The sequence below is a fragment of the Ruegeria sp. AH3 genome, assembly GCF_056536265.1.
Genome location: NZ_JBQFJL010000001.1, coordinates 3,421,921 through 3,445,701, shown reverse-complemented (window position 1 = coordinate 3,445,701; position 23,781 = coordinate 3,421,921). Strand labels below are relative to the sequence as shown.

Here is a 23,781-nt window from a genome sequence, read left to right as displayed (position 1 = left end):
CGGCTATGCGCGAGCCATTTGAAATCGGTGGTTTCACCGTCCCGGCAGGCACGCGGGCTACGCTCGATCTGCCGGTGAGCGTGATGTCCGATCATACGCCTGTCAGCATGTCAGTGCATGTGGTTCATGGCCGCCGCCCAGGACCAGTCCTATTTGTCAGCGCGGCAATTCATGGCGATGAGGTGATTGGCGTCGAAATCGCACGGCGATTGCTACGGGCACCTCAACTCGACAAGATCGCGGGCACTTTGCTGGTTGTGCCAATCGTGAACGCGTTCGGCTTCATGACCCAATCGAGATACCTTCCGGACAGGCGCGACCTAAACCGGTCGTTTCCCGGCAGCGAGGGTGGATCATTGGCGGGCCGCCTCGCACATATCTTTATGACCGAAATTGTTGAGCGTTCCGATCTCGGTATCGATCTTCATTCTGCCGCGATCCACCGCACCAACTTGCCTCAAATTCGAGTTTCTCCGGCTTCGGATGCGACGATCAGATACTCCGATGCGTTCGGTGCACCGGTCGTCATGATTTCCAAGCTGCGCGACGGGTCCCTGCGAAAAGCGGCACAAGAGCGAGGTGTCGATGTGCTGCTGTTCGAAGGGGGAGAAGGGTTGCGTTTCGACGAGCTTTCGGCTCGGGCGGGTCTCGCAGGTATTCTTCGGGTTATGAACGCGATGGGCATGGTCGCCAAGCGTGGCATCGCTCCCGTGCGTGAAGCGCCGGTTCACGCACGGACGAGTTCCTGGGTGCGCGCTCCGGTCGGTGGTTTGCTTAGAACGTTCAAGGCGGCAGGCGAATATGTGGAGGTCGGCGACTTGCTTGGCCGGATCTCGGACCCTTTTGGTGAAATCAGAATGGATGTTCTTGGAGAAGCGGACGGTATCATTGTGGGCCGCACCAATTTGCCATTTGTGCACGAGGGTGATGCCTTGTTTCATATCGCCAAAACGACGAGCGCCGATGTTGAAATGCGGGTCGACATGATCGCCAATCAGCTCGACGGCGATCCAATGTTTGATGAGGATGAGATCATTTAGGTGGTCAGAAAACAAGAACGCGGGGCAGTTGCCTGCCCCGCGCCAGATTACGAGATTGTACGCAATACGCGGCTCGCTTTTACCTCCCAAACTGCGAGCGCGATCAGCGCCGATCCCGTTAGCCATGCATTTGCCGTCGCCACAATGTGGCCGGTAAAGCTCAGGGCCGCAGGTGCGGCAATTAGAGAAACCCCAAGTGCCGATACCGGAGCCACCCGTGCGAGAAGGTGGCTCCGGTCGCCAGCGCCAGCCATGACCAAAGCACCAAAGCCAGTGGCCATGAAGACGAGAGCTTCAGATTCAGCCATACCCTGTAACAGGGTTTCCTGACGAAACAGGAGAAATGGGGACAGAACCAGCCAGATACCCATCGCGGCAAGCAGCCATTTCTGGGGTGGGATTGGCTTTCTCATAACCGTGACGACCTTTGTTTACTGATCCCCTACTGGGCCGGGAAGAAGTTCTGCATCGACAGCGGTAACGAATTCGCCGTCATTGATGAACCCATCGGAATCCGCATCAATCTCCAGGAAGAAATCTTCCGAGGCTTCAGGGTACTTTGTCTGAAGCTCAGCCAAAGACGCCATACCATCACCGTCCATGTCTAAGTCGGCAGGCGTTGCGAATGCCGGAAGGGCAAACACTGAAGAGAGCAGAGCAACAATAGAAACTCGACTCATTTTTCTTCTCCATGAGAATATGGGCTACCTTTCATGGCGCGCCCAGTTTGAGGTTGGTGTAGCGCGTGGGCGTCGGTTGGGCTTCTCTGTTACCCAGATTGCAACGGCTCCGCAGATCGGGACCTCCACTACAATATGAGAACGGTTGATTTGCGTTCCGACCTGGTGGGGACACTTCCGCGCTACGCAATGGATATGGCACAAACGTACCCTATTGAATAACGAATTTTTCTCGCGGATAATATCGAATATCCGAATAGGTGACCCATGGACATTGAACTTGCCCGGACCTTCCTGGCCGTTGTTGAAACGGGTACTTTCTTCGATGCTGCTGCTCAAGCGCGGAAAATCCGGCGCGACACTCACGCCTGCAGTTCGGCGTTTCCTTATCGCATCAGCTATCTGCTGACCAATTGCAGCCTCACCATTGGCAGAGATTGTGCCGACTATTGCGATCTCGGCTGTGTCACCGACGGGGGCGAGACATCGATTTCACTTCGGTCACAACAGCCGCGACGGCCTTGTCGATCCCGCGTTTGATATCCATGGGGTTCATGCCCGCAGCCACGGCTTTCATGCCCTCTTTGACGATGGCATGTGCCAAAACGTGGTAAATGGCTATCGCCGAAATCGACTACAATAGGCCTTCAGGGAAAATTCTGAGGACACCTCAATTTTCGCCGAAACTAGAGCCGCATAGTCTCCGACCCCCAATCAGCCTCCCTTTGCAAGGTCTCTGCAGGTTCCCAATAATCCAGGTCTGGCGCGTCATCGAGGCACTCGAAATCGTCGATTTCCTGAGCTGTATCTTTCCGCAGCGGGCGGTCATACAGACGCCTGATCACCTCGAATGGATACTTGGCGAACATCGGGATTGGTCGATCAAAAGCAGTCATCGTTTCCTCCTGGGAGCATCTACTGGTCAAGGTGGCTGGCCGTCTTCAGCACCCTAATGAACGAGTGTCATCTTGCGCTGGATTGCTGTCACTGCAGGGTTGGACGTCTCGGTTAGGATCGCTTTCAGAACGGCCATCACATTCTGGCTCATCTCGCGATCAAAAATTGCGTAGGCGGAATAGGGAATGCGTGGTGCGTCCGTGACAACATCGAACTCCAAATCTGACAGGTGTTCGCAGATCAATCGATACGGAAAATAGCCACTGGCTCCAACGTCCTCCACATAATCGACAACGGCCGGGCTAGCATCCAACTGCAGGTTCGGTGTCACAAGATGTGGAAAGTACAGAAGATGCTCGGCCCTGAACTGCGGACCCCAGTCGAGGAACACATAAGAATTGTCTGGCGATGACTGCTTCTTGTCATGGCCCACAAAGACATATTCATCACGAAACAGATGCGCACGTTCACCCACATCAAAGAGCGAGGCATCATGCGTAATGACAGCATCCAGGCTTCCAAATTTGAACTGTTGGGCAAGCGTTTCCGGGGTGCCAACGACCGTCTTGATCGCAGTCTTTGGTAGCTCATTTCTGATCCTGAAGAAGGACGGCAGAAGTATATGCTCCCACAGATAGGAGGTCGTTCCAATCTCCAGCGCAACTTCGATGTCTTCTGGCAACGCAACTTCCAGTTTTGCCTTTGTCCAGGTGCGTATCAACGCCCTAGCATGCGGCAGGAAATGCCGACCAGCTGGCGTGAGGTTTGGGGCAGATCCGTTTTCCTTGAAAACCTGCTTGCCCAGCAGACGTTCCATAGCAGCGATTTGATCGCGCACCGTCGCTTCCTCCAGGCTCAGTCTTGCCGCGGCCTTACGGAAACTGCCGGTTTCGACAATCGCGACAAATGCTCGTGCAAACTTAATGTCCATCTAGCTACTTCCATGCGTTCCGGAATGGTCCAAAGGAGTGAGGGGCGGTTTCCCACCCCTCGGTGACAAACTTACTAAGAACTCAACTCGGTTTGAGACTTCACCAGTGCAAACAGAGTTGTCACCAAAACACCAAGACCGATCAGTCCGGTGTACCAAGCCGCCACGACATTGCCGGAAAATCCGAACAACCAGGGCGACGTGATCAGTCCAGCTCCGAGAATACTGCCAATGGCAATTTGAATTGCACGGTGCCTCTTGTATCAGAAACCCGCGATAACAAGGGCAAGCAGGCCGAATACCATCAAGGTCACCGCTTCATTGGTTACCACACCTTGAAACAGGGCGCCTGGTTGAACATCAAAAAGGGGGACAGGGTCAACCAGAGCCCAAATGTGGTATCGAGCCATCGGAACAGATCAAACGTTTGCATGGCAAGCGTTCCCTGGTCGGCTTTACTTATCGCCTTCGGGATCAGCGATCAGGTCGTCATCGATCGCAACGAGCATCTCTTCGTCATTGACGAGGCCGTCACCATCAGTGTCGATTTCCTGAAACACCTCTTCTGTCAGGTCAGGGTAGACCACCTGAAGTTCCGCCATCGACGCGAAGCCGTCGCCATCCGTGTCAACATCGGCGGTCATTGCGCCTGCCGTTGTGGCAAGAATAGAAGCGAGGAAAATAGCGTAGAAAATGCGATTCATTGTATTCTCCTTTCTCGATTGGGCTGCCCTCAAGCAGCCCTTGTTGTTTTTTGGGCGATCTCGGAGGCGCTTAGCGATCCGAGTTGTGTCCGGCTTTGGCAGCGCCGACCGTTGGTTTGTCCTTGGACTCCGGTTTCGACGCGGGTTTGGGCTTGGGCTTGGGTTTGGATGTCGATTTCATGTGAAATACTCCTGATCACAGCGAGCGAGAGTCGCTCGCAGGATCAAATTCTCACATTCGTTCAAACTTGAATAACGAACTTAACATGACGATGTTATCGTAGATGCAAATAGGTGCCGAATGGATATCGAACTCGCCCGAACCTTTCTTGCTGTCGTCGAAACCGGTAGCTTTCTCGAAGCCTCAGATAAGGTGCACGTTACCCAATCGACGGTAAGCATGCGCATCAGAACCCTTGAACAACAGCTTGGGCACCCCGTCTTTGAACGGAGCAAGACAGGGGCAACTTTGACGCCAGCCGGAGTGCATTTTCAGCGGCATGCAGTCACGCTTGTGCGAACGTGGACGCAGGCAAAGCTGGATGCCGCATTGCCTGCCGAACTCTATGCCTCACTTGAAATCGGTGCATTCCCCAGCCTGTGGGATGGGTTCTTGACCACAGCTATGCCAGGCTTGGAGAACACGTTGCCAAACGTGGCCGTCAAAGCGTCCTGGCCAACGCAGTCGATCTGAACCAGCAAGTCGAAGATGGTATTCTAGACCTCGCAGTCATGTACCGTCCCAGAAATACGGTTGGGCTTGTTGCACTGCAGCTCTTTGAAGACGAATTTGTCCTCGTCAGTAGCGACATGGAAGAATTGGGAAACCCACTCGGCGGCCGTTACATTTTTGTTGATTGGGGACCCGAATTTCGGGCGGATCACCTACTGAATTTTCCTGACCTTGTCACGCCAGGCTTGCACCTGGAAATCGGAACACTTGGGCTGCAATACCTGATGTCCACACCAGCGTCGGGTTACTTTCCGCGCCGAATTGTTGAAACAGGGATCAAGGACGGATCGCTACGAATCGTAAATAATGCACCTAGGTTTGCCTACGCAGCTCATGCTGTTTTTAACAAAGAACAAAGTGACAGCTTTCCAGGCCAGGCGGCCAGTTACCTGAAGGAAGTCGCAAGATCCTTGCTGGTCGGTGCAAAGTGAATGCGTTGACGCATACTGCGTCAGCGCATCCGATCACCAAGCTAGTCGATCATCCCTCCGGTGACGAAACCTCAGGGCTGGTAGGGATCAGTGTCTCAGTTTCTCCGTCGCCGAAGCAGCCGCTGACGAAAGCGACAGCGACGACAAGAACAACGGTCGCCGCGACACCCGCAATCCATAGACGTCTGTCTTTCATGGTGAGTGTGTCAATCGCTGAAGCCAAATTTTCGGATAATGCAGCAAAAGATGCCTGCATACGCTTTTTAGCGACATGCAGGCCTCAAGCCCGCTGTTGGACTCAAGTGGTAGCCGGAAAGCTAGTTCTGGGCGGGTGAATCGTTAAAATCTTCACGCCGGGTTTTGGCATGTTTCTTGGCAAACTTGCGCAACTGTTTTTTTGACTTCAAGCGAGACAAAATGCTCGTAGGGCTGCGATCCTGGTCGCGGATATACTTATCTACGGGTTTCTGCTTAGCCATCTCTGATTCCTCAGACCAACGATTTCATCATTGCTCAAAGCTACGCGCGCCACGGAATTCTGAGAAGCGAATTTATCTGCGCGTTGATATTTGTTTTGTCAATACACCCTCCTTAGACGCAGTCTATTTTCGGACATCTGGCTCCGAAGTTGACGGGGTGAAATAAAGTTTCCGATTCCTGAAGCGGCCATTGGCGTGACTGCAGCGAAGGTTTTCTTTGCCTGGATAGTGTTGAAAAATCGGGATTTGGGCCGATCACAGGTGTCGCGTCAATTGGTCAAGCTTTTCGTTTCAGCCCTTTGGTGCTGATTGTGGGTCCAGTTCAACGAGGTTCCTGAGGTTGTGCGGTGGCTGCAAGTTGGAACTGTTCGTGTACAGAGACCGTTGGCAAATTCCTGCGAGGCCTGGCCTCGGACGAAGGCGATTTTGAGCGCTATCGCAGCGGCATCCATACATAGTTAACGATCTCGGTGAACTTGTCGGCGTGGTTTTCTTACGAGGTCTCATGACGGCAAAGCACCAGTTGCCGGGACGTCAACCGCTGATCGTCACAGGGTGAATCGATTTTGTCGGCTTACCAGACCTCTGACAGCTTGACCTGAAGGCCAAGATCGTCTCTGGAGCCTTCCGAGGCTCACCCAGCCGGCGCCAGTAGCGCAATGAATACAGGGCAATTCCCCGCCCTTCACCTGCCTGGGAGCCGCCGTGTTGATTGTTATCAAAACACTCGGCAACTGCGATTGAGATGAGCGCAACCCCTACGATTCTGGCACTTAGCGCGACCGTGTACTGTTCGGCGTAGCCGAGCGCCGACGTACCTCCCAGTATTTCAATTCCCAATGCTATTCCCAAGGCACCACGAACCCAGCAATAATGTTGCGAATTCAATACTGCGGTCACCAACGCCTGAAAACCTATGGACATCGAAACAAGAACCACCAGGGCCGAGGTTCCAATGGACAGGCTGGCCTGGCTGAGCATGACGAAGGGGGACAAGAGTAGCGAGAGGCCTGCGGCACCTAGGAACAGTCTTTTGATCCGTGTGCTGTTAGACATGTGTCGATCACTCCGCGACGACCGGATTATGCGTCAGTTACCGGGTCAGTGACGAGTTCTTCTCCGACCGCTTGCAGGAATTCTTCATCATTGACGTATCCGTCGTCATCAAGGTCGATCTCTCCGAATAGTTCTTCTGTCACTTGAGGATAAAACGCCTGGATTTCGGCAAAAGACGCCATTCCATCACCATCGGTGTCGATTTCGGCGGGCATTGCAAAAGCCGATGTCACCATCAGCATCGCGAGTAGTGCACCTATTGATACGCGGCTCATGATTTTCTCCATGAATGGGGCACCCATAGGATCCCAGGTTGAGATCTTCATTCTTGATGCGGCGGCCCAAGAGCGGGACCGTGAAAACTCCTCACTCAGGCGTCGGCGTCACGAGAGATCGGGAGCGACACTTCTCACAATATCATGGATCGTGTTCCGAACATGTGTCGGCTCCAGACCGCTACACAGACAATATGGGGTCAATCGATTGGTTTGAAAAACAAATTTATGTTGACGCTGATATCAGAACTACAAATAGATAAGTATGGGCATTGAATTTGCACGGACATTCCCCAAGGAGGCTGAGATCCATCAGGGCTTCTTCGCCGCCTTGTTCATACAGTTCCTTGAACCGGTAGAAGCTGTCCCGCGAATAACCTATCACCTTGTAGGCCTGTGAAACGCTGCCGAGTTGCTTGGCCAATTCCAGCAGCCCCAGCTTCGGCTTGATGATCTTTTCCTGAATGCTTGTCATTGATCGACACTCCTTGCTTGCGCTCCAAAAGAGCAGAAATGTCAGATCAAGTCGTGTGTTTTACACATAATCAACGGTCAGCATTCGCGTTCGTCCTCTGGAAGATCAGCTTGGTCAGCCTGTCTTCGAACGCGGGAAGAGCGGAGCAAAGTTAACGCCCGCAGGAAGCCAGTTTCATCGCCCCGCCCAGGCGTTGGTGCGAACCTGGTCTCAAGCACGGCTCGATGTCTCTCTGCCGGTCGTCTGTGACATGTTGTTGGAATTCGGTGCCGTACCGAGTTTGTGGCACAAGCTGCTGATCGATGCGCTCCCGATGCTTCGGGAAGCCCAAACTAAGGTGTTGCACACGCGAGCAAGTACTGCGCCAGCCAATACCCGCAGGGACGATGGCGGCAAAGTCCCACGTCGTTCGCATAAACCTGCCACGTGGCGACGGTACGTTTTGGAATATGGTCGTTGAACGCGGTTTGAACGGCCGCTGTGGCAACACTTGCTGTGACATGGCTAATTCAGTGCTGCTCCTGCGAGACGATGCTGCGTCAGCGAAAGCCACAGATCGAATGACAGCAAAGTCCGCATTGCAGTCTTCGTCGATCCGGACCTCGAAAGGCAGATTTTCGCAACCAACGGATGATTGACAGCGTCGTAATAAACCGCGCATCTCACTGAAGCGGTTTTATGTGAAGCGATCTCTGGTTGAGTAGTGGCCATTCAGTGGAACGAGTACAAAAGGCTGCCTCGCGCAAACAGTACTCGCGCAGCCCACACCGCCGCACATCTTTTGGGGACAGTGGGATTTGGACAAGCCAAACGCCCCTGTCCATCAGGGGTAAGACGCTGCCTTCCCCCTCGGGCAACCCTATTAGACAACACCGTGTCCTCGGCTGCGCCTGCGGGCCGCACCACTATTGTCGAATAGCATTGCCTCGCCCCCATCCGCGTTCGCCACGTGGCAGATCAGCAGGAACAAGCGCCTTCGGCGTCTGATCTGCAAATCAGCCCTGATTTTCCCGAAAGGGAAGTCAGGATCATTGAAATCGGTCTAGGTGCTGGATGAAGGAAGTGTGGCGAAAATGGCAAGGTTCTGTCGCTGGTGGCAGAACTATGTGTCGCCTGACACACGGTACAAGTGGCGGACCGAGGAGGATTCGAACCCCCGACCCCTTGATTCGTAGTCAAGTACTCTATCCAGCTGAGCTATCGGTCCGCGTTGGTGAGGCGCTATGTAGACCCGGGGCTGAGCGCGTGCAAGCGGATTCTGCAAAAAATCTTCAAAAAGTCACGCCGCCCCGGGGAAGCCTTATTTCAAAGACAGTTCCCTGCGCTCCGGTATCCTTCAGGAATAGGTCGCCACCATGGCCACGCACCAATTCCTGCGATATTGCAAGGCCAAGACCGGATCCACCCTTTCGAACCCCACCCTGAAATGGCGTGAACAAATTCTCACGTGCTTTGGGTGGTAGGCCAGGTCCTGTATCGCTGATTTCGATACACCACTCGGTGTCCTGTTCCACAGCGGAGACGGTGATCCGACCCGGCTTGCCCGCAGCAATAAGAGCCTGACGGGCATTGCGTACGAGGTTCAGAATAACGCGGTAAATCTGTTCGGGATCGGCGCGGATCACCAACTCCTTGGGGACGTCATTGACGATTTCGACACAGGCATCGGCGATAGCAAGCTGTTCGCTGGCAACAACATCAGCGGCAACGTCCTGCAGGTGCACCATGGTCAGGGTCGGGGCCGGCTCTTCGGCGCGACCGAAAGCCAGCGTGCTTTCGCATAAAGACACCGCACGGGTTATCGAGTTGACCAGCTTTGGCGCCAAGCGACGCACCAGCGGGTCGTCACTGGTCTCGATCCGGTCAGTGAACAGCTGTGCCGATGTCAGGATATTGCGAAGATCATGGCTGACCTTGGCGACCGCCCCGCCCAGTTGTGCCAACCGCTCGCGTTGCTTCAGGGCCTGCGTTAGATCGGTTTGGAGCGTCTGAAGCGCCTCTTCCGCCTCACGCAGTTCGGTCACTTTGGAGCTGGGGGAGATGATACCGCGCGCGTCCTCCGGTGCGGTTGCATAGCGCTGCATATAGCCGACCACGCCTTTGATCGGACGAACCAGCACCACGCGCACGGCGAGAAACAAGAGCGATGCCGTGATAATCGAAATTACGAAAGACAGCCCGAGAATGCGTAAGCCGTAATCCGTCATCGCCATGCGCAGGGGATCGCTGTCCATGGTCACTTCGATCAGCAGGCCTGCATCTTTCACCGGGGCGCCAATCACACGGACGACCTCATTTTCAGGCGTAAAGAGCCGCGAAGTGGCGTCACGGATCAGTACCCAGGCACTGGCATCGCGCAGATCATAGGTCTTGGTGATCCGGTCTGGTATGGGCGACGACAGCATCAATTGGCGCACCTCATCGCGACGCAATACAACGTTGTAGACGCCGGCATTGGCCAGCAATTCAGCCTCAAGATCATCGGCCAGCATATCATCGGCCAGCAGTGCGAGCGATGCTATCTGGGCCCGCTCCAATCGGTTGAGCAGGAAATCCTCACGGAAGCGCGCGATTGAGGGCACAAAGATCAAGATTTCGGCCAACATGACGAAGACCGTCGTCAGGATCAGAAATCGGCCCGACAGCGAGTTCACTTTGCGCTCCTCCTCGGGTCAGGGAATCCAGCGCTGGATAAATCTGACCACTCTTTTAACCGTTTGATTCTCAAACAGCCTTGGCGAGAAATAAGCGCCCGCCACCCGTTTGTTAAGCTCTCCGATCGTCGGATAGGGTGAGACCATTGCAGCAATCTGACCCATCTTGAGGTTATTGGCCAAGGCCAGCGACCACAAGTTGATCAATTCTCCGGCCTGATGCCCTACGATTGTTGCGCCGACGGGTCGGCCTTTTACGACCATCACCTTAATGAAACCCTTCGTCTTCCGCTCGGAAATGGCGCGATCATTGTGATGAAAGTCAAAGCGCGCGATTTCCAGCCTGTCACCGTGCTGTGCGCGGGCCTGCGCCTCGCTCAGACCGACCTGCGCCAGTTCTGGGTCGGTATATGTGGCCCAAGGAATATGCGCCGTTTTCGCCTTTGACGGCAGTCCGAACAGGGCCGAGCGGATAATGACCCCGGCCTGATATCCTGCCACATGAGTGAATTGCAGCCCGCCAGCCACATCACCGATTGCGTAGACTTTGCGATTGGATGTTCGCAGAGACTCATTGACCTTGATGCCTGTGCGTGTCCGATCAATCCCGGCAGCTTCAAGGTTCAGCCTGTCGATATTGGCCTTACGCCCAACCGCCAGCAGCAGGTGAGAGCCTGCATAGATTTCTCCGTTCTCGGTGACGACCTCGATAGAATCCGCATTGCCACGAATCTGAGCGACCATGGCGTTTTCGTGGATCGCAACACCCTCAGCCTTCAGGCTGTCCAACACAACTGAAGCTGCCTCGGGGTCGTCCTTGCCCAGCGCTTTCATGCCCTCGATGACTGTGACTTTGCACCCCAGCCGGATATGCGCCTGCGCCATCTCCATGCCGATGGGGCCGCCGCCGATGATCAGCAGGTGTTCGGGCTTGTCGCGCAGGTCGAATAAGGTCTCGTTGGTGTAATATGGCACCTGATCCAACCCGGGCAGAGGCGGCACCAAAGGCGCAGAGCCGGTGGCCACCACGACACGGCGGGCGGTGATCAGATGGTCTCCGGCCTGCACCTGCGTAGGCGAGACAAAGCTGCCATATTCCCGGATCACTTTGACGCCAAAGCCTTCGAAACGTTCCTGACTGTCCATCGGCTCGATCTGAGCGATCACATCATGAACGTGATCCTTGACAGCGGCATAGTCGATCTGCGGCACCACATCCGAGATACCATAAGCGGACGCATGCGCCTGACCATAGGCTACCTTGCCACTGGCGATCAGAGCCTTTGAGGGGACGCAGCCGAAATTCAGACAATCGCCGCCCATCTTGTGCCCTTCCAGAAGGACGACATCCGCACCCATCTGACTGGCCCCGGCAGCCACGGACAGCCCGCCCGACCCGGCGCCGATCACCAGGATATCGGTCTTCAACTCTTGCATGGGTCAGGCGTCCTTTCGGCCACGGAGGGATTTGATGACAATCGGCAAAGCGGCCAGAACACACAAGCCAATGATGGGGCCAATGACAAACGGTTCCCACAGTAGCGAGACATCCGGCGTCTCGCCCCGGTCGAACACGCCACCCAGCCCGACACCGATCCAGGTGTAGACAATGCCGCCCGGGATGATGCCCAGCGCGGTCGTGATCAGGAAATTACGAAACTTCACCCCCACCAGCGCAGGCACCAGATTGGCCACAAAGAACGGCACGACGGGCACCAGACGTAGCAAGAACAGAACCGAGATTTCGTTCTCACGCAGCCCGTCCTTAAGCTTCTTGACCGCACCTTCCGAGGATTCCAGCCGCGCTGTCAGCGATGCACCCAACCCCCAGCGTGCTGCCAGGAAGATGGCCGATGCGCCGATGGTCGCGGCAACAACGTTGAATACGGTCCCGGCGAAGAGACCGAACAGGAACCCTCCGGTCATCGAGGCCACTGCCGCTCCGGGCAGCGAAAAGGCGACGATCACGATGTAGATCGCAACAAATGCAGCAGCCATGGCCCAGTAATTGGCGTCACGCCATTCCAACAACGCCTCGCGGTTGTCGCGCAGGGTCTCAAACGTCAGGTAATCACCTAAGGTGAAAAACCCCACCGCAGCTACGGCGAGAATCACCAGCAATGGAATATGGCGCGCAAGCCCGCTGCGCGGGGCCTGAGTTGCATCACTCATCAGGTTGTCCGGTTTTGTACGTTTCATTCTGGCTATAACATGCGACGCATGCGGGTCGCGCAACAGAGACCTCACGCGGCGTTGATGTTTATGGCAGGGAATGTGAGGGATTCAGGCACTATAAGCCGCGATTTGAAACCTTTTGCTAGTACCGGTTACAGAATTGTTGCAAAAGGCCGCAAAACCCCCACCTAGGGGTTTGACTTAGCACCCGTGACCCAGTAGAGGACGGGCTTCGAACATTAGGGCCAGGCGAATCCGCGCCGCACCCACCGCTATAGATTGGAGACGGAGCGATGAAACGCACCTATCAGCCTTCGAACCTGGTTCGCAAACGCCGCCACGGTTTCCGCGCGCGCATGGCCACCAAAGCCGGCCGCAAAATCCTGAACGCGCGCCGCGCACGTGGCCGCAAGTCGCTGAGCGCGTAAACCGCTCACTGATCAGGTTATGAACATGACGCCGCCGGAGGCCCCTGAGGATGGTAGCAACCAGCCGAGGGTGAAGCCCCCGGCGGCGTCCGTTTGCGCGCCCGAAACGTTGACCGTATTGCAGAATCGCTCGGACTTTCTGAAGGCCGCGCGGGCGAAACGTCAGGGTACGGCCTCGATGATGGTGCAAGCGCGCAAACGCAGTTCCGACGAAGCGTCCGGCATTCGCGTCGGGTTCACCTGTTCCAAGAAAGTTGGCAATGCGGTGGCCCGCAACCGCGCCAAGCGCCGCCTGCGCGAGGTTGCGCGTGCCGTTCTGCCCGTTCAGGGTCGCGAGGGTTGGGATTACATTCTCATCGGACGTGCCGAGGTCACAGCTGCCCGCCCCTTCGACGCGCTGCTAGACGATCTGCGCTATGCGTTGCGCAAATTGCATGGCGGCAAATGACACTGCTTGCGCATATCCTCGCCCTGCCCGTCCGGGCGTATCGGCTGATCTTCAGCCCGTGGGTCGGTTTCAACTGCCGCTATCAACCCACCTGTTCAGCCTACGCGCTGGAGGCGCTGGAGAAGCACGGCCCCGTCAAGGGCACATTGCTGGCCGCCCGACGCATCGGGCGCTGTCATCCATGGGGCGGCGATGGCTATGACCCAGTGCCAGACGAAAAACCCTGACCCTTGCCCGGTTCACCCATCTGCGATAGGCCCCGCCCATGTTTGATGAAGCCGACGATATCCATCCGCTCTTTGCCGGTGCGCCCTCGACCACCGAGTTCAAGAAACTGCGCAAACGCATCGTGCGCCAGACACGCGAAGCCATCGAACATTATGGGATGGTCGACCCGTCCGCGCATGACAAAGACGGTAAGCCCCCACGCTGGCTGGTCTGTCTGTCCGGAGGCAAGGACAGCTATACCCTATTGGCGGTGCTATACGAGTTGAAATGGCGGGGCTTGCTGCCTGTCGATCTGCTGGCCTGCAACCTCGATCAAGGACAGCCCGGATTTCCCGCGACTGTGCTGCCCGAGTTTCTGGACCGCATGGGCGTACCCCATCGCATCGAATACCAGGACACCTATTCCATCGTGATGGACAAGGTCCCGCAAGGGCGCACGTATTGCGCGCTGTGTTCACGCCTGCGCAGAGGCAACCTCTACCGGATTGCACGAGAGGAAGGCTGTTCGGCGGTTGTTCTGGGCCATCACCGTGACGATATCCTTGAAACCTTTTTCATGAACCTGTTCCATGGCGGGCGTCTGGCAACCATGCCGCCCAAGCTGGTGAATGAAGAGGGCGACCTGTTCGTCTATCGCCCCCTCGCCCATGTGGCCGAGGCCGATTGCGAGAAATTCGCCAAGGCGATGAACTATCCCATCATCCCCTGTGACCTGTGTGGCAGTCAGGATGGTTTGCAACGCCAACAGGTCAAACAGATTCTGGATCAATGGGAAAAGAACAACCCTGGACGGCGGCAGGTGATGTTCCGGGCGCTGACCAACGCGCGTCCGTCGCACCTGTTGGATCCAAAACTCTTTGATTTTGCAAATCTTTCGCTTGATCCGATTCAAAAAGACAAAAATTCGGACGAAATTCCACAGCTGCGTTAACGACTGACTCAGATTGGTTTCCTACGCTCGGCCTGCGCGACCCATGCACAAGCCGAAGGCCGTCGAAACCGATGCGGAATATTGTCTCTGTTGACCGAATCCTTGAGTTGCTGCGCACCGGCCTCAGCGGGCCGCAGGCGCTTGCATTTGTACCTGCCGCCTGCCTCGCTGCCTTCTGGCTGGGTGGAGAGGTCGCTTTGCTGCTCACGGCGCTTGGTTTGCCGCTGCTGAGCGCCGCGAGCGGTTGGGGTCGCCAGCTGCATCGGGCAACAAGCCCGGGGGCTCGCCCCTCCGGATTGGTTGCGAACGACGTGTTCCAGGCCGAGATGCAGGTTCTGAGCGACACCGCAAAAGGTAGCGGCGACAATGCTGCCTGTATCGCGGTGGCATTGGATGACTTCGCCGATCTGATGGATGCCCATGGTCAGGCCGCAGCGAACCATATCACACTGCAATTCAGTGATCGCATCCTTGCCATCATCCGAAGCCACGATGTCTTTACCCACATTTACCAGAATCGGTATCTGATCGGGCTGCAACCCTCGCCCCACCTCGATCTTGAGGCCTGTATTCAGATGTCAGGTCGTCTTCAGACCGCGATCGAAGATCCTGTTCTGCTCAACGGTGCCAGCGTTTATCTGTCCTGTTCAGTGGGTTTTTGTCTGCGTTCCGATGTGCTGGATGCAGATGCCGGGGAATGGATCGAAGCCGCCTGCTCCGCGCTCACCGAGGCCCAGCGCAGCGGGCCTTCGACGATCCGCGCTTATTCTACCGAGACTCGGCGGCGGTCCCTGGTTCGCGCCAACCTGCGGCGGGATTTCGAGGCCGCGCTGGACCATGGTGAGATACGCCCTTGGTTCCAACCACAGATCTCCACGGATACGGGCAACATCACCGGGTTCGAAGCGCTTGCCCGATGGGAACACCCAAGCAAAGGAGTCCTCGGTCCTCAGGTCTTTCTACCTTTCGCCGAGCAGGCCGACCTGATGGAGCAACTGGGGCAGGTCTTGCGGCATCACGCTTTTGATGCAATGCGAAACTGGGATCGCGCCGGCCTCGTGGTGCCTCGGATCGGCATCAATTTCTCGTCAGACGAGCTGCGCAATCCCAGCCTTGTTGATCGGCTGAGATGGGAATTGGATCAGTTTGACCTGACCCCTGACAGGCTGGCCGTCGAAGTGTTAGAGACTGTCTTTTCCCGCCGTCCCGACGACGTGATCACCCGAAATGTAACCGCCTTAGCGGCCCTGGGTTGCTGCATCGATCTGGATGATTTCGGAACCGGCCATGCCTCGATCGCATCCATCAAGCGCTTTGACGTTTCACGCATCAAGATTGACCGTTCTTTCGTGACCAGGGCAGATCAGGACCCTAGTCAACAACAACTGGTCAGCGCCATTCTGACGATGGCAGAGCGGCTGAACCTGGAAACCCTTGCTGAAGGTATCGAGACGGCTGGTGAGCACGCATTGATGGCGCAATTGGGCAGTGATCACGTACAGGGGTTCGGCATCGCCAAACCCATGCCTTATGAACAGACGCAAGAGTGGATCGCCGCGCACCGGGCCAAGATCAAGGGCACCCCCAAGATCGGGCGCAAAATGGGATGAATTCGATGTAACTGGTGGATTGAATCCGCCATTGCGGCGAATTGGCTGGCGATTCCGCTTGACCTTTGGGCCTGCACTCTGTTGAACCCACCGGGTGTGTTTCACTGCTTAAGGTGGCTGTCCCCGATGGACGATCAGAATAAGAATCTTATCCTCGCAACCGCGCTCAGCTTTCTGGTGATCCTTGTCTGGTTCGTACTGTTCCCACCTCCGGAACCGACGGCGACAGAGGAAGAGGCCACGATCGCTGCTCTTGAAGGTGACGAGGTTCAAACGCCCAGTGCCTCCGGCACTGTTGGTGAGGCAAGCGCCGCCGCTGACGAAACACTGCCCGAAGAACAAGCCCCGCGCGTAGAGATCGACACACCGCGTCTGAAAGGCAGCCTGTCACTGTCGGGCGGCCGCATTGATGAGCTGTTCCTGAAAGACTACAAAGTTTCCATCGACGAAGGTGCTCCCATTGTCGAGCTGCTGTCCCCTGTAGGCTCTGAATCCGCCTACTACGCCCTCTACGGTTGGGCCCCGGGTTCTGGCGTATCCGGCACTGATGTTCCCGGTCCCAACACCCTCTGGACGCTTGAGCAGGGCGACGCGCTGGGTGTGGACACTCCAATCACCCTGGCTTGGGACAATGGCAACGGCCTAACCTTCCGACGCACCATTTCGGTAGATGAAAACTACATGTTCTCGGTGACCCAGTCGGTCGAAAACGCCACTGCGTCCGAGGTCAGCATGGCTCCTTACGGCATTCTGGCGCGTCATGGTATCGGCGAAGATGGCGATCTGCCGGGTCTCAAGAACTTCTTCATCCTACATGAAGGCGTGATCGGCATGGCGGACGGCACATTGTCCGAGGTCGATTATGGCGATGTGCGCGATTTTGACATCGACTCCACTGAGCGCGCACAGGCCGAGGTGTATCAGGTCAAACAGGACGGCTGGATCGGCTTTACCGACCATTACTGGATGACCACCTTGATCCCCGACCCCGGATCGGCGTTCAAAGCCGCGGCCAAATACGACTCGCGCCGCAAGATCTATCAGACGGAAACCGTATTGCCGACGCTGACCGTTGCCGCTGGCGCGACCGAAGAGGTCAGCACGCGTCTGTTCGCGGGTGCCAAGGAATGGGAAGCCATTCGCGAGTATCAGTCCGAAGGCGTGCAGAAATTCATCGACAGCATCGATTGGGGCTGGTTCTTCTTCCTGACCAAACCGATCTTCTGGTTGCTTCATAATATCAACCTTCTGATCGGCAATATGGGCTGGTCGATCATCGGTCTGACGCTGATCATCAAGGCGATCCTGTTCCCGCTGGCATTCAAATCCTATGTCTCGATGGCGAAGATGAAAGAACTCCAGCCACAGATGGAGGCCCTGAAAGAGGCTGCTGGCGATGACCGCCAGAAGATGCAACAGGGCATGATGGAGCTCTACAAGAAGGAAAAGGTGAACCCCGCCGCGGGCTGTTTGCCGATCCTGCTGCAGATCCCGATCTTCTTCTCGCTGTATAAGGTGATCTTCGTCACCATCGAACTGCGTCAAGCGCCCTGGTTTGGCCCGTTCCAGGATCTCAGCGCGCCGGATCCAACCTCGATCTACAACTTCTTTGGCTGGCTGCCTTGGGCAGCGCCGCAGCCCGAGAGCTTCATGGCGCTGATCTTCATCGGTATCCTGCCGCTGTTGCTGGGTATCTCGATGTGGCTGCAGCAGAAGCTGAACCCGGCACCAACCGACGCGACGCAGGCGATGATCTTTGCCTGGATGCCGTGGGTGTTCATGTTCATGCTGGGTGGCTTTGCAAGCGGTCTGGTTGTCTACTGGATTGCAAACAACACGATCACCTTTACCCAACAATATCTGATCATGCGCAGCCAGGGCTATACGCCTGATGTGTTCGGCAACATCAAATCCGGCTTCAAGCGCACGCCAAAAACGGACGATAAATGAGCGGCGCAGTTACCGCGCTGTGGCGGCATCCGATCAAAAGCCACGGGCGTGAAAGCCTTGATCAAGTCACCATGACCCCCGGGCAGACCATGCCCGGGGATCGTGTTTGGGCAGTGGCGCATGAGGTTTCCAAGGCAGACGGGTCGGAATGGGTGCCCTGCACCAATTTCAGCCGAGGTTCGAAGGCACCTCAATTGATGGCAATCTCGGCGCAATTGCACGGCAACACCGTCACGCTGCGCCATCCAAACAGGCCCGACCTGAGCTTTGAGCCTGATACGCAACAGCAAGCGTTTCTGGAGTGGGTCAAGCCGTTGATGCCTGCCGATCGCGCTGCATCCGCTCGTATTATCCGCGTTCCCGGTCGCGGCATGACGGACAGCGATTATCCATCAATCAGCCTGTGCAGCATGGCCTCGCATCGAGCAGTCGAACAGAAGCTGGGTCGCGACCTATCCATCACCCGTTGGCGCGGCAATATCTGGTTCGATGGGCTCCCGCTGTGGGAAGAGTTCGACTGGATTGACCGCGATATCCGCATTGGTGAGGTGGTCTTTCACGTCCGCGAGCGTATTACACGCTGCATGGCGACCACCGCCAACCCTGAAACGGGCGAGCGGGATGCCGACACGCTGGGTGCGTTGAACAGCTGGGATCATCAGGATTTCGGTGTCTACGCAGAGGTGCGGGAAGGTGGCATCATCCGCGCCGGTGACAAGGTTCAACTGCTATGACCGCGCTGCCATTCCCACTGGCCGAGACGCCCGACGAGTTTGCAGCGGAAATCGGGCGCAAGCTGTTTGCCGGACCTTCAGAGTTTGTCAAAGGCGTCGTCGCTATGGACGGATTGCCTGCCCCTGACCGGCTGGAAGTCTGCTTCGCCGGGCGTTCGAATGTGGGCAAGTCCAGCCTGATCAACGCACTGACCGGCACCAAAGGTCTCGCACGTGCCTCCAACACACCGGGCCGCACACAAGAGATCAACTTTTTTACCCAAGGCCCAGAGCTCTATCTGGTGGACCTTCCCGGCTATGGCTATGCCAACGCACCGGTCAAGGTGGTTGAGAAGTGGCAACGGTTGCTGAAGCAATACCTGAGCGGTCGTCAAACCCTGCGCCGTGCCTTTGTGCTGATCGACTCGCGCCATGGGGTGAAACCGGTCGATGCCGAGATCATGAAGCTGCTGGACACCAGCGCCGTAACCTTTCAATGCGTGCTGACCAAGGCCGACAAGGTCAAGGCCAAAGATCGCGAGAAGGTTCTGGAACAGGTGCGCAGCGCATTGTCGAAACACCCTGCGGCATTCCCTGAAATCGTGCTGACCTCGTCCGAGAAAGGCGACGGGATTCCGACCTTGCGCTCGATCATCGCGCATCTGGAATAGCTTCGCCCTTGGCAGCGCCGGGCAAAGGCCCTAACACGGTGTGTCAGAGGGACTTTAGCCATGAAGACACGAGATATGAATCGGGACTGGATCGCCACAGCAGCCACCTTGAACAGCGCCCTGCCCTACCTGCAGCGTTATGACGGCGCGATTGTCGTCATTAAGCTGGGCGGCCACGCCATGGGCAGTGACGAAGCAATGGAAAGCTTTGCCCGCGACGTGGTTCTGATGCGCCAGGTCGGGGTGAACCCGGTCATCGTTCATGGCGGTGGCCCGATGATCAATGCAATGCTGGACAAGTTGGACATCCAGTCTGAATTCGTGGGCGGCAAGCGCGTGACCGACAAAGCCACCGTAGAGGTGGTTGAGATGGTGCTTTCGGGTCTCGTCAACAAGCGCATTGTGCAGGCGATCAACGGCCAGGGAGGCTCGGCCGTTGGTCTGTCGGGCAAGGACGCTAACCTTATGATCTGCAACCAAACGGACCCTTCGCTCGGGTTTGTCGGTTCACCATCCGAGATGAACCCCAAAATTTTGCACGATCTGTTCTCACATGACGTGATCCCGGTAATCGCCCCCTTGGGTGCTGGCCGCGAGGGTGAGACATTCAACGTCAACGGCGACACAGCAGCGGGTGCGATTGCCTCAGCGCTCAAGGCGGATCGTCTGCTGCTGCTGACCGATGTCTCGGGCGTCAAGAACGCCGCCGGAGAGGTCGTGACCGAACTCAAAGCCGGGCAAATCCGTGAAATGACGCTGGAAGGCACGATTGCGGGCGGTATGATCCCAAAGACAGAGACAGCTCTGGACGCCCTCCACAGCGGTGTTCGAGCCGTTGTCATCCTTGACGGGCGCGCGCCCAATGCGGTTTTGCTGGAGCTGTTCACGGAACATGGCGCAGGCTCGCTGATCCGACCTGACTGATCGATGCGTTGAGGTTTCGATGACTGACAAATCAGACACCTCTTCAGATATCTGCCCAGAATTCACGCGCGTCGCGCAAGCTGCTAAGGCTGCAGGCCTCATCATCATGGGCGCTTTGCACCCCCGCGTGACTGAAACCAAACAGCTGGAGACCGGCACACTGATATTGCTGGGGACTGCCGGCGCCTTCTGGCCAGTATTGAAAGCCGCCCCTGAGTGGCAACACACAGATCCGGTGGATCGGTGGTCAACCCGCGTTGTTGGCCAGATGGCGCATGAGCTTGGCGCTGAAGCTCACTTTCCATTCGGCGGCCCGCCTTATGCGCCTTTCATCGACTGGGCGCTCAAGTCCGGTCGCACCTTCAGCAGCCCGGTCGGAGCGCTGGTGCACGATACAGTCGGGATGCTGATCTCGTACCGAGGGGCGCTACACTTCCCGGAAGAATTCGCGATCCCTGAAGTTATTTCCGCCTCGCCCTGTACCACTTGCTCCGCGCCCTGCACCACAACGTGCCCGGTTGGCGCGCTCAATCCTCATAGTTTCTATGATGTTACGGCCTGCCATGATCATCTGAACACAGACGAAGGTCAGACCTGCATGACCGGGGGATGCCTTGCACGACTGGCTTGCCCGCTCAGCGCGGGCGCAAAGCGCGATCCGGAACAGTCTGCACACCATATGAGGGCATTTCATCCCTCATGACCCGCACACTGATCTTAGCCCGCCATGCCAAATCGAGTTGGGACGACCCGTTCCTGAACGATCATGATCGCCCGCTGAATAACCGCGGACGCAAATCAGCGGCAGCAATTGGCGGATGGCTTCGCAAGAATGGCTGGTTGCCGGATGAGGTGATCAGTTCGAGTTCTGCGCGTACGCACGAAACCTGGGACAGGATGGGGCTTGAGGCCGCCAGTGTGGAGTTCACCCAAGGCCTCTACCATGCGGGGTCAGATAATATGCTCTCCGTTTTGAACGGAGCCCGAGGACGAACGGTTCTGATGATCGGGCACAACCCCGGTATCGGGGATTTTGCTAAAAGGATTGTACGGCAAGCGCCGGATCATCTCAGATTTTACGACTACCCGACTTGTGCGACGACCGTGATCCGGTTTGAAGCTCAGAGCTGGCCAAACGTGACTTGGCACAGTGGCGCAGTAGAAAGATTTGTCATTCCGCGCGAGTTGATGGAATGAAAAAAGGCGGGGTCAAAACCCCGCCTTTTCAATCGCTTCGCTTGGATCAGTGTCCCAGAATCTGGCTGAGGAACAGCTTGGTCCGCTCGCTTTGCGGGTTGTTGAAGAACTCTTCGGGTTCGTTCTGTTCCACGATCTGACCGGCATCCATAAAGATCACGCGGTTGGCGACCTGACGGGCAAAGCCCATCTCGTGGGTCACACAGAGCATGGTCATGCCTTCTTCGGCCAGTTCGATCATGGTGTCGAGCACCTCTTTGATCATCTCCGGGTCCAGCGCCGATGTCGGTTCATCGAACAACATGATCCGCGGCATCATGCAAAGCGAGCGCGCGATCGCCACACGTTGCTGCTGACCACCCGAAAGCTGGCCGGGATATTTCAGCGCCTGATCCGGAATCTTCACCTTTTCAAGGAAATGCATCGCGCGCTCTTCGGCCTCTTTCTTGGGCGTCTTGCGCACCCAGATCGGGGCCAGCGTGCAGTTTTCCAGAATGGTCAGATGCGGGAACAGGTTGAAGTGCTGGAACACCATGCCAACCTCGGACCGGATTTTGTCGATGTTCTTGAGGTCATTCGACAGCTCGGTCCCGTCTACGACGATCGTGCCCTGCTGGTGTTCTTCCAGCGCGTTCAGGCAGCGGATCAGGGTCGATTTGCCCGACCCTGACGGCCCAGCGATAACAATCCGCTCGCCCTGATTGACGGTCAGATTGATGTCGCGCAGCACGTGGAAGGACCCGTACCACTTGTTCATGCCGTTGATTTCGATGGCGACCTCGTCGCTCACCTGCATCTTGGAGCGATCGATTTCGCGTTCTACTGCAAGTTCAGACATGTGTTGAACTCCTTAACGATGATCCGTGGCAAGGCGACGCTCGAGCCACTGGGAATATTGAGAGATGCCGTAACAGACGACGAAGAACAGAAGCGCGGCAAAGCCCAGAAGCTCCCAATAGACGCCGTTCCATTCGGTCGACGCCAGGATGGGACCCCGGATCATGCCCACCAGATCGAACATCGAAATGACCGAAACCAGTGTGGTGTCCTTGAACAGGCCCACGGCCACGTTCACGATCCCGGGGATCGAGATCTTCAGAGCCTGCGGCAGGATGATCAGCCGCATCGCCTGCGGGTAATCCAGACCCAGACTGTCTGCTGCCTCGTACTGTCCGCGCGGAAGCGCTGCCAGACCGCCGCGGATCACCTCGGCGATATAGGCGGCGGAGAACATGGTGATCATGATCACAACGCGCAGGAACAGGTCGACCGTGCTGTCAGGCGGGAAGAAATACGACAACATCACCGAAGCCACGAACAGCAGCGTGATCAGAGGCACGCCACGGATGAATTCGATGAAGATAACGCAGACCCACTTGATCAGCGGCATGTTCGACTGACGGCCCAGCGCAAGTGCAATCCCCAACGGGACAGACAACGAAACGCAGGCCAAGCCCAGCATCATGTTGAGCATGAAGCCCCCCAGATCGCGGCTGGGAACAGCTGAAAGCCATGCCCCCTCGGACGCATCTTCTGGGATCAACGCACCGCCAAGCTTCCAGACAACCAAAGCAACGATAATGGCCCCGAAGAATCCAGCGGCAAAGCTGTTCTTCCCGAGCTTCTGAAAGACAGCACCCGCAGCAACGCAGCCAAGCAGCGCGACGAAGGGTACCAAGATCGTGCCACCCCAAATCAGCCAGAAAGCGATAAAGGGATAGAGGGCTGTAAAGATCAGTAGCTTGCGCGGAAGGTCAAAGAACAAGACCGGCGCAACAGCTGCAAGCATCAGTACAAAGGCCAGATTAGGCCGCCAATACGCATCGTCAGGATACTTGAACCCGTAGATAAGCTGAGGCCAGCGTTCGGTCAGTACCGCAAAACACGCCCCTGTTTTACCAGCAAGGATCTCGCGGCATTCCGCAAGTGAGTTGGCATTCCACACACCGTTCATAATCCATGGCAACGTATTCTTCAGAAGCACATAGATCAGCATCAGCGACAGAACCGTCAGGATCGTGTTGGACACGCCCGAGAAGAGGTTCTCGCGCAGCCATTTTACGATACCCGTCTGGTTCGCCGGTGGAGGCGACGGAGGGATGGTGCCTTCGGCCACAAAGGCGATCGGGTTTGTTGTTTGATCAGCCATGG

At 56.6% G+C, this 23,781-nt stretch carries 29 protein-coding genes, 1 tRNA gene and 2 pseudogenes; 15 read left to right on the top strand and 17 right to left on the bottom strand.

Annotated elements, in window-relative coordinates; all coding sequences use genetic code 11:
- Window positions 1–5: 5 nt before the first annotated feature.
- Complete coding sequence (locus ACR3EM_RS17420) at window positions 6–1,040, top strand: succinylglutamate desuccinylase/aspartoacylase family protein (protein WP_480468798.1); 1,035 nt, start codon at window positions 6–8, stop codon at window positions 1,038–1,040.
- 47 nt (window positions 1,041–1,087) lie between these two features.
- Here ACR3EM_RS17420 and ACR3EM_RS17415 read toward each other — a convergent pair whose 3' ends face one another.
- The 6 genes and pseudogenes from ACR3EM_RS17415 to ACR3EM_RS17390 all read right to left on the bottom strand — a co-directional run bounded on the left by ACR3EM_RS17415 (window position 1,088) and on the right by ACR3EM_RS17390 (window position 4,192).
- Window positions 1,088–1,453, bottom strand: coding sequence for a hypothetical protein (locus ACR3EM_RS17415; RefSeq protein WP_480468797.1), 366 nt, complete (start codon window positions 1,451–1,453; stop codon window positions 1,088–1,090).
- Between the two features lie 18 nt (window positions 1,454–1,471).
- On the bottom strand, window positions 1,472–1,720 hold the full coding sequence (locus ACR3EM_RS17410) for an EF-hand domain-containing protein (RefSeq protein WP_480468796.1): 249 nt from the start codon (window positions 1,718–1,720) through the stop codon (window positions 1,472–1,474).
- A 389-nt stretch (window positions 1,721–2,109) separates the two neighbouring features.
- Window positions 2,110–2,327: pseudogene (groEL, locus tag ACR3EM_RS17405) on the bottom strand (chaperonin GroEL); the annotation flags it as partial.
- A gap of 79 nt (window positions 2,328–2,406) precedes the next feature.
- Complete coding sequence (locus ACR3EM_RS17400; protein WP_480468795.1) at window positions 2,407–2,616, bottom strand: hypothetical protein; 210 nt, start codon at window positions 2,614–2,616, stop codon at window positions 2,407–2,409.
- A gap of 53 nt (window positions 2,617–2,669) precedes the next feature.
- Entirely contained in the window at window positions 2,670–3,548 is an 879-nt protein-coding gene (locus tag ACR3EM_RS17395) for a LysR family transcriptional regulator (protein ID WP_480468794.1), read from the bottom strand.
- 455 nt (window positions 3,549–4,003) lie between these two features.
- Window positions 4,004–4,192, bottom strand: a complete 189-nt coding sequence (locus ACR3EM_RS17390) for an EF-hand domain-containing protein (RefSeq protein WP_480468793.1) — start codon at window positions 4,190–4,192, stop codon at window positions 4,004–4,006.
- A 361-nt stretch (window positions 4,193–4,553) separates the two neighbouring features.
- Between ACR3EM_RS17390 and ACR3EM_RS17385 the strand changes: the two genes are divergently transcribed.
- Both ACR3EM_RS17385 and ACR3EM_RS17380 read left to right on the top strand, forming a co-directional pair.
- Window positions 4,554–4,946 carry a LysR family transcriptional regulator gene (locus tag ACR3EM_RS17385; protein ID WP_480471864.1) on the top strand — a complete coding sequence of 131 codons (393 nt, stop codon included), beginning with the start codon at window positions 4,554–4,556 and terminating at the stop codon, window positions 4,944–4,946.
- A gap of 38 nt (window positions 4,947–4,984) precedes the next feature.
- Window positions 4,985–5,416, top strand: a complete 432-nt coding sequence (locus ACR3EM_RS17380; RefSeq protein WP_480471863.1) for a hypothetical protein — start codon at window positions 4,985–4,987, stop codon at window positions 5,414–5,416.
- A 49-nt stretch (window positions 5,417–5,465) separates the two neighbouring features.
- On the opposite strand, the gene ACR3EM_RS17375 is transcribed toward ACR3EM_RS17380, so the two are convergent.
- The 5 genes and pseudogenes from ACR3EM_RS17375 to ACR3EM_RS17355 all read right to left on the bottom strand — a co-directional run.
- Window positions 5,466–5,612, bottom strand: coding sequence for a hypothetical protein (locus ACR3EM_RS17375; protein ID WP_480468791.1), 147 nt, complete (start codon window positions 5,610–5,612; stop codon window positions 5,466–5,468).
- Window positions 5,613–5,733: 121 nt separating this feature from the next.
- The gene (locus ACR3EM_RS17370) at window positions 5,734–5,895 is read right to left on the bottom strand and encodes a hypothetical protein (protein WP_480468790.1); all 162 of its coding nucleotides are present in this window, start codon (window positions 5,893–5,895) and stop codon (window positions 5,734–5,736) included.
- A gap of 534 nt (window positions 5,896–6,429) precedes the next feature.
- Window positions 6,430–6,951 (bottom strand): hypothetical protein, encoded by a 522-nt coding sequence (locus tag ACR3EM_RS17365; RefSeq protein ID WP_480471862.1) that lies wholly within the window; start codon window positions 6,949–6,951, stop codon window positions 6,430–6,432.
- A 26-nt stretch (window positions 6,952–6,977) separates the two neighbouring features.
- Entirely contained in the window at window positions 6,978–7,226 is a 249-nt protein-coding gene (locus ACR3EM_RS17360; protein ID WP_480468788.1) for an EF-hand domain-containing protein, read from the bottom strand.
- Between the two features lie 301 nt (window positions 7,227–7,527).
- Window positions 7,528–7,701, bottom strand: a pseudogene (locus tag ACR3EM_RS17355) (helix-turn-helix domain-containing protein); the annotation flags it as partial.
- A gap of 82 nt (window positions 7,702–7,783) precedes the next feature.
- On the opposite strand from ACR3EM_RS17355, the gene ACR3EM_RS17350 reads away from it, so the two are divergent.
- Window positions 7,784–8,161, top strand: a complete 378-nt coding sequence (locus ACR3EM_RS17350; protein ID WP_480471870.1) for a hypothetical protein — start codon at window positions 7,784–7,786, stop codon at window positions 8,159–8,161.
- A gap of 670 nt (window positions 8,162–8,831) precedes the next feature.
- Here the strand turns inward: ACR3EM_RS17350 and ACR3EM_RS17345 are convergent.
- From ACR3EM_RS17345 to ACR3EM_RS17330, 4 genes are all read right to left on the bottom strand, one after another.
- Window positions 8,832–8,908 (bottom strand) — tRNA-Arg (locus ACR3EM_RS17345).
- A gap of 64 nt (window positions 8,909–8,972) precedes the next feature.
- Complete coding sequence (locus ACR3EM_RS17340; protein WP_480471861.1) at window positions 8,973–10,355, bottom strand: ATP-binding protein; 1,383 nt, start codon at window positions 10,353–10,355, stop codon at window positions 8,973–8,975.
- 18 nt (window positions 10,356–10,373) lie between these two features.
- Window positions 10,374–11,792, bottom strand: a complete 1,419-nt coding sequence (locus ACR3EM_RS17335; RefSeq protein WP_480471860.1) for a dihydrolipoyl dehydrogenase family protein — start codon at window positions 11,790–11,792, stop codon at window positions 10,374–10,376.
- Between the two features lie 3 nt (window positions 11,793–11,795).
- Window positions 11,796–12,554, bottom strand: a complete 759-nt coding sequence (locus ACR3EM_RS17330; RefSeq protein ID WP_480471859.1) for a TVP38/TMEM64 family protein — start codon at window positions 12,552–12,554, stop codon at window positions 11,796–11,798.
- A gap of 269 nt (window positions 12,555–12,823) precedes the next feature.
- On the opposite strand from ACR3EM_RS17330, the gene rpmH reads away from it, so the two are divergent.
- The 11 genes from rpmH to ACR3EM_RS17275 all read left to right on the top strand — a co-directional run bounded on the left by rpmH (window position 12,824) and on the right by ACR3EM_RS17275 (window position 21,630).
- Window positions 12,824–12,958 (top strand): 50S ribosomal protein L34, encoded by a 135-nt coding sequence (rpmH, locus tag ACR3EM_RS17325; RefSeq protein WP_005980833.1) that lies wholly within the window; start codon window positions 12,824–12,826, stop codon window positions 12,956–12,958.
- Window positions 12,959–12,983: 25 nt separating this feature from the next.
- Window positions 12,984–13,406, top strand: a complete 423-nt coding sequence (gene rnpA, locus ACR3EM_RS17320) for a ribonuclease P protein component (RefSeq protein WP_480471858.1) — start codon at window positions 12,984–12,986, stop codon at window positions 13,404–13,406.
- Window positions 13,403–13,633, top strand: coding sequence for a membrane protein insertion efficiency factor YidD (gene yidD, locus ACR3EM_RS17315; protein ID WP_480471857.1), 231 nt, complete (start codon window positions 13,403–13,405; stop codon window positions 13,631–13,633). Before rnpA ends, yidD begins: the two co-directional genes overlap by 4 nt.
- A gap of 38 nt (window positions 13,634–13,671) precedes the next feature.
- On the top strand, window positions 13,672–14,565 hold the full coding sequence (gene ttcA, locus ACR3EM_RS17310; protein ID WP_480471856.1) for a tRNA 2-thiocytidine(32) synthetase TtcA: 894 nt from the start codon (window positions 13,672–13,674) through the stop codon (window positions 14,563–14,565).
- 71 nt (window positions 14,566–14,636) lie between these two features.
- Window positions 14,637–16,175: a putative bifunctional diguanylate cyclase/phosphodiesterase gene (locus tag ACR3EM_RS17305; RefSeq protein ID WP_480471855.1), complete on the top strand. Its 1,539-nt coding sequence runs from the start codon at window positions 14,637–14,639 to the stop codon at window positions 16,173–16,175.
- 126 nt (window positions 16,176–16,301) lie between these two features.
- Entirely contained in the window at window positions 16,302–18,125 is a 1,824-nt protein-coding gene (yidC, locus tag ACR3EM_RS17300) for a membrane protein insertase YidC (protein WP_480471854.1), read from the top strand.
- Window positions 18,122–18,859, top strand: a complete 738-nt coding sequence (locus ACR3EM_RS17295; RefSeq protein WP_480471853.1) for an MOSC domain-containing protein — start codon at window positions 18,122–18,124, stop codon at window positions 18,857–18,859. The genes yidC and ACR3EM_RS17295 overlap by 4 nt, the downstream gene beginning before the upstream one ends.
- Complete coding sequence (gene yihA, locus ACR3EM_RS17290; RefSeq protein WP_480471852.1) at window positions 18,856–19,509, top strand: ribosome biogenesis GTP-binding protein YihA/YsxC; 654 nt, start codon at window positions 18,856–18,858, stop codon at window positions 19,507–19,509. The genes ACR3EM_RS17295 and yihA overlap by 4 nt, the downstream gene beginning before the upstream one ends.
- Before the next feature lie 60 nt (window positions 19,510–19,569).
- Window positions 19,570–20,433 carry an acetylglutamate kinase gene (gene argB / locus ACR3EM_RS17285; RefSeq protein ID WP_480471851.1) on the top strand — a complete coding sequence of 288 codons (864 nt, stop codon included), beginning with the start codon at window positions 19,570–19,572 and terminating at the stop codon, window positions 20,431–20,433.
- Window positions 20,434–20,452: 19 nt separating this feature from the next.
- Window positions 20,453–21,136 carry a ferredoxin gene (locus tag ACR3EM_RS17280; RefSeq protein WP_480471850.1) on the top strand — a complete coding sequence of 228 codons (684 nt, stop codon included), beginning with the start codon at window positions 20,453–20,455 and terminating at the stop codon, window positions 21,134–21,136.
- Window positions 21,133–21,630, top strand: coding sequence for a SixA phosphatase family protein (locus ACR3EM_RS17275; protein ID WP_480471849.1), 498 nt, complete (start codon window positions 21,133–21,135; stop codon window positions 21,628–21,630). The genes ACR3EM_RS17280 and ACR3EM_RS17275 overlap by 4 nt, the downstream gene beginning before the upstream one ends.
- 46 nt (window positions 21,631–21,676) lie before the next feature.
- Here the strand turns inward: ACR3EM_RS17275 and ACR3EM_RS17270 are convergent, their stop codons facing one another.
- Both ACR3EM_RS17270 and ACR3EM_RS17265 read right to left on the bottom strand, forming a co-directional pair.
- Window positions 21,677–22,468: an amino acid ABC transporter ATP-binding protein gene (locus ACR3EM_RS17270; RefSeq protein WP_269149813.1), complete on the bottom strand. Its 792-nt coding sequence runs from the start codon at window positions 22,466–22,468 to the stop codon at window positions 21,677–21,679.
- Between the two features lie 12 nt (window positions 22,469–22,480).
- Complete coding sequence (locus ACR3EM_RS17265; RefSeq protein ID WP_480471848.1) at window positions 22,481–23,779, bottom strand: amino acid ABC transporter permease; 1,299 nt, start codon at window positions 23,777–23,779, stop codon at window positions 22,481–22,483.
- Window positions 23,780–23,781 lie beyond the last annotated feature (2 nt).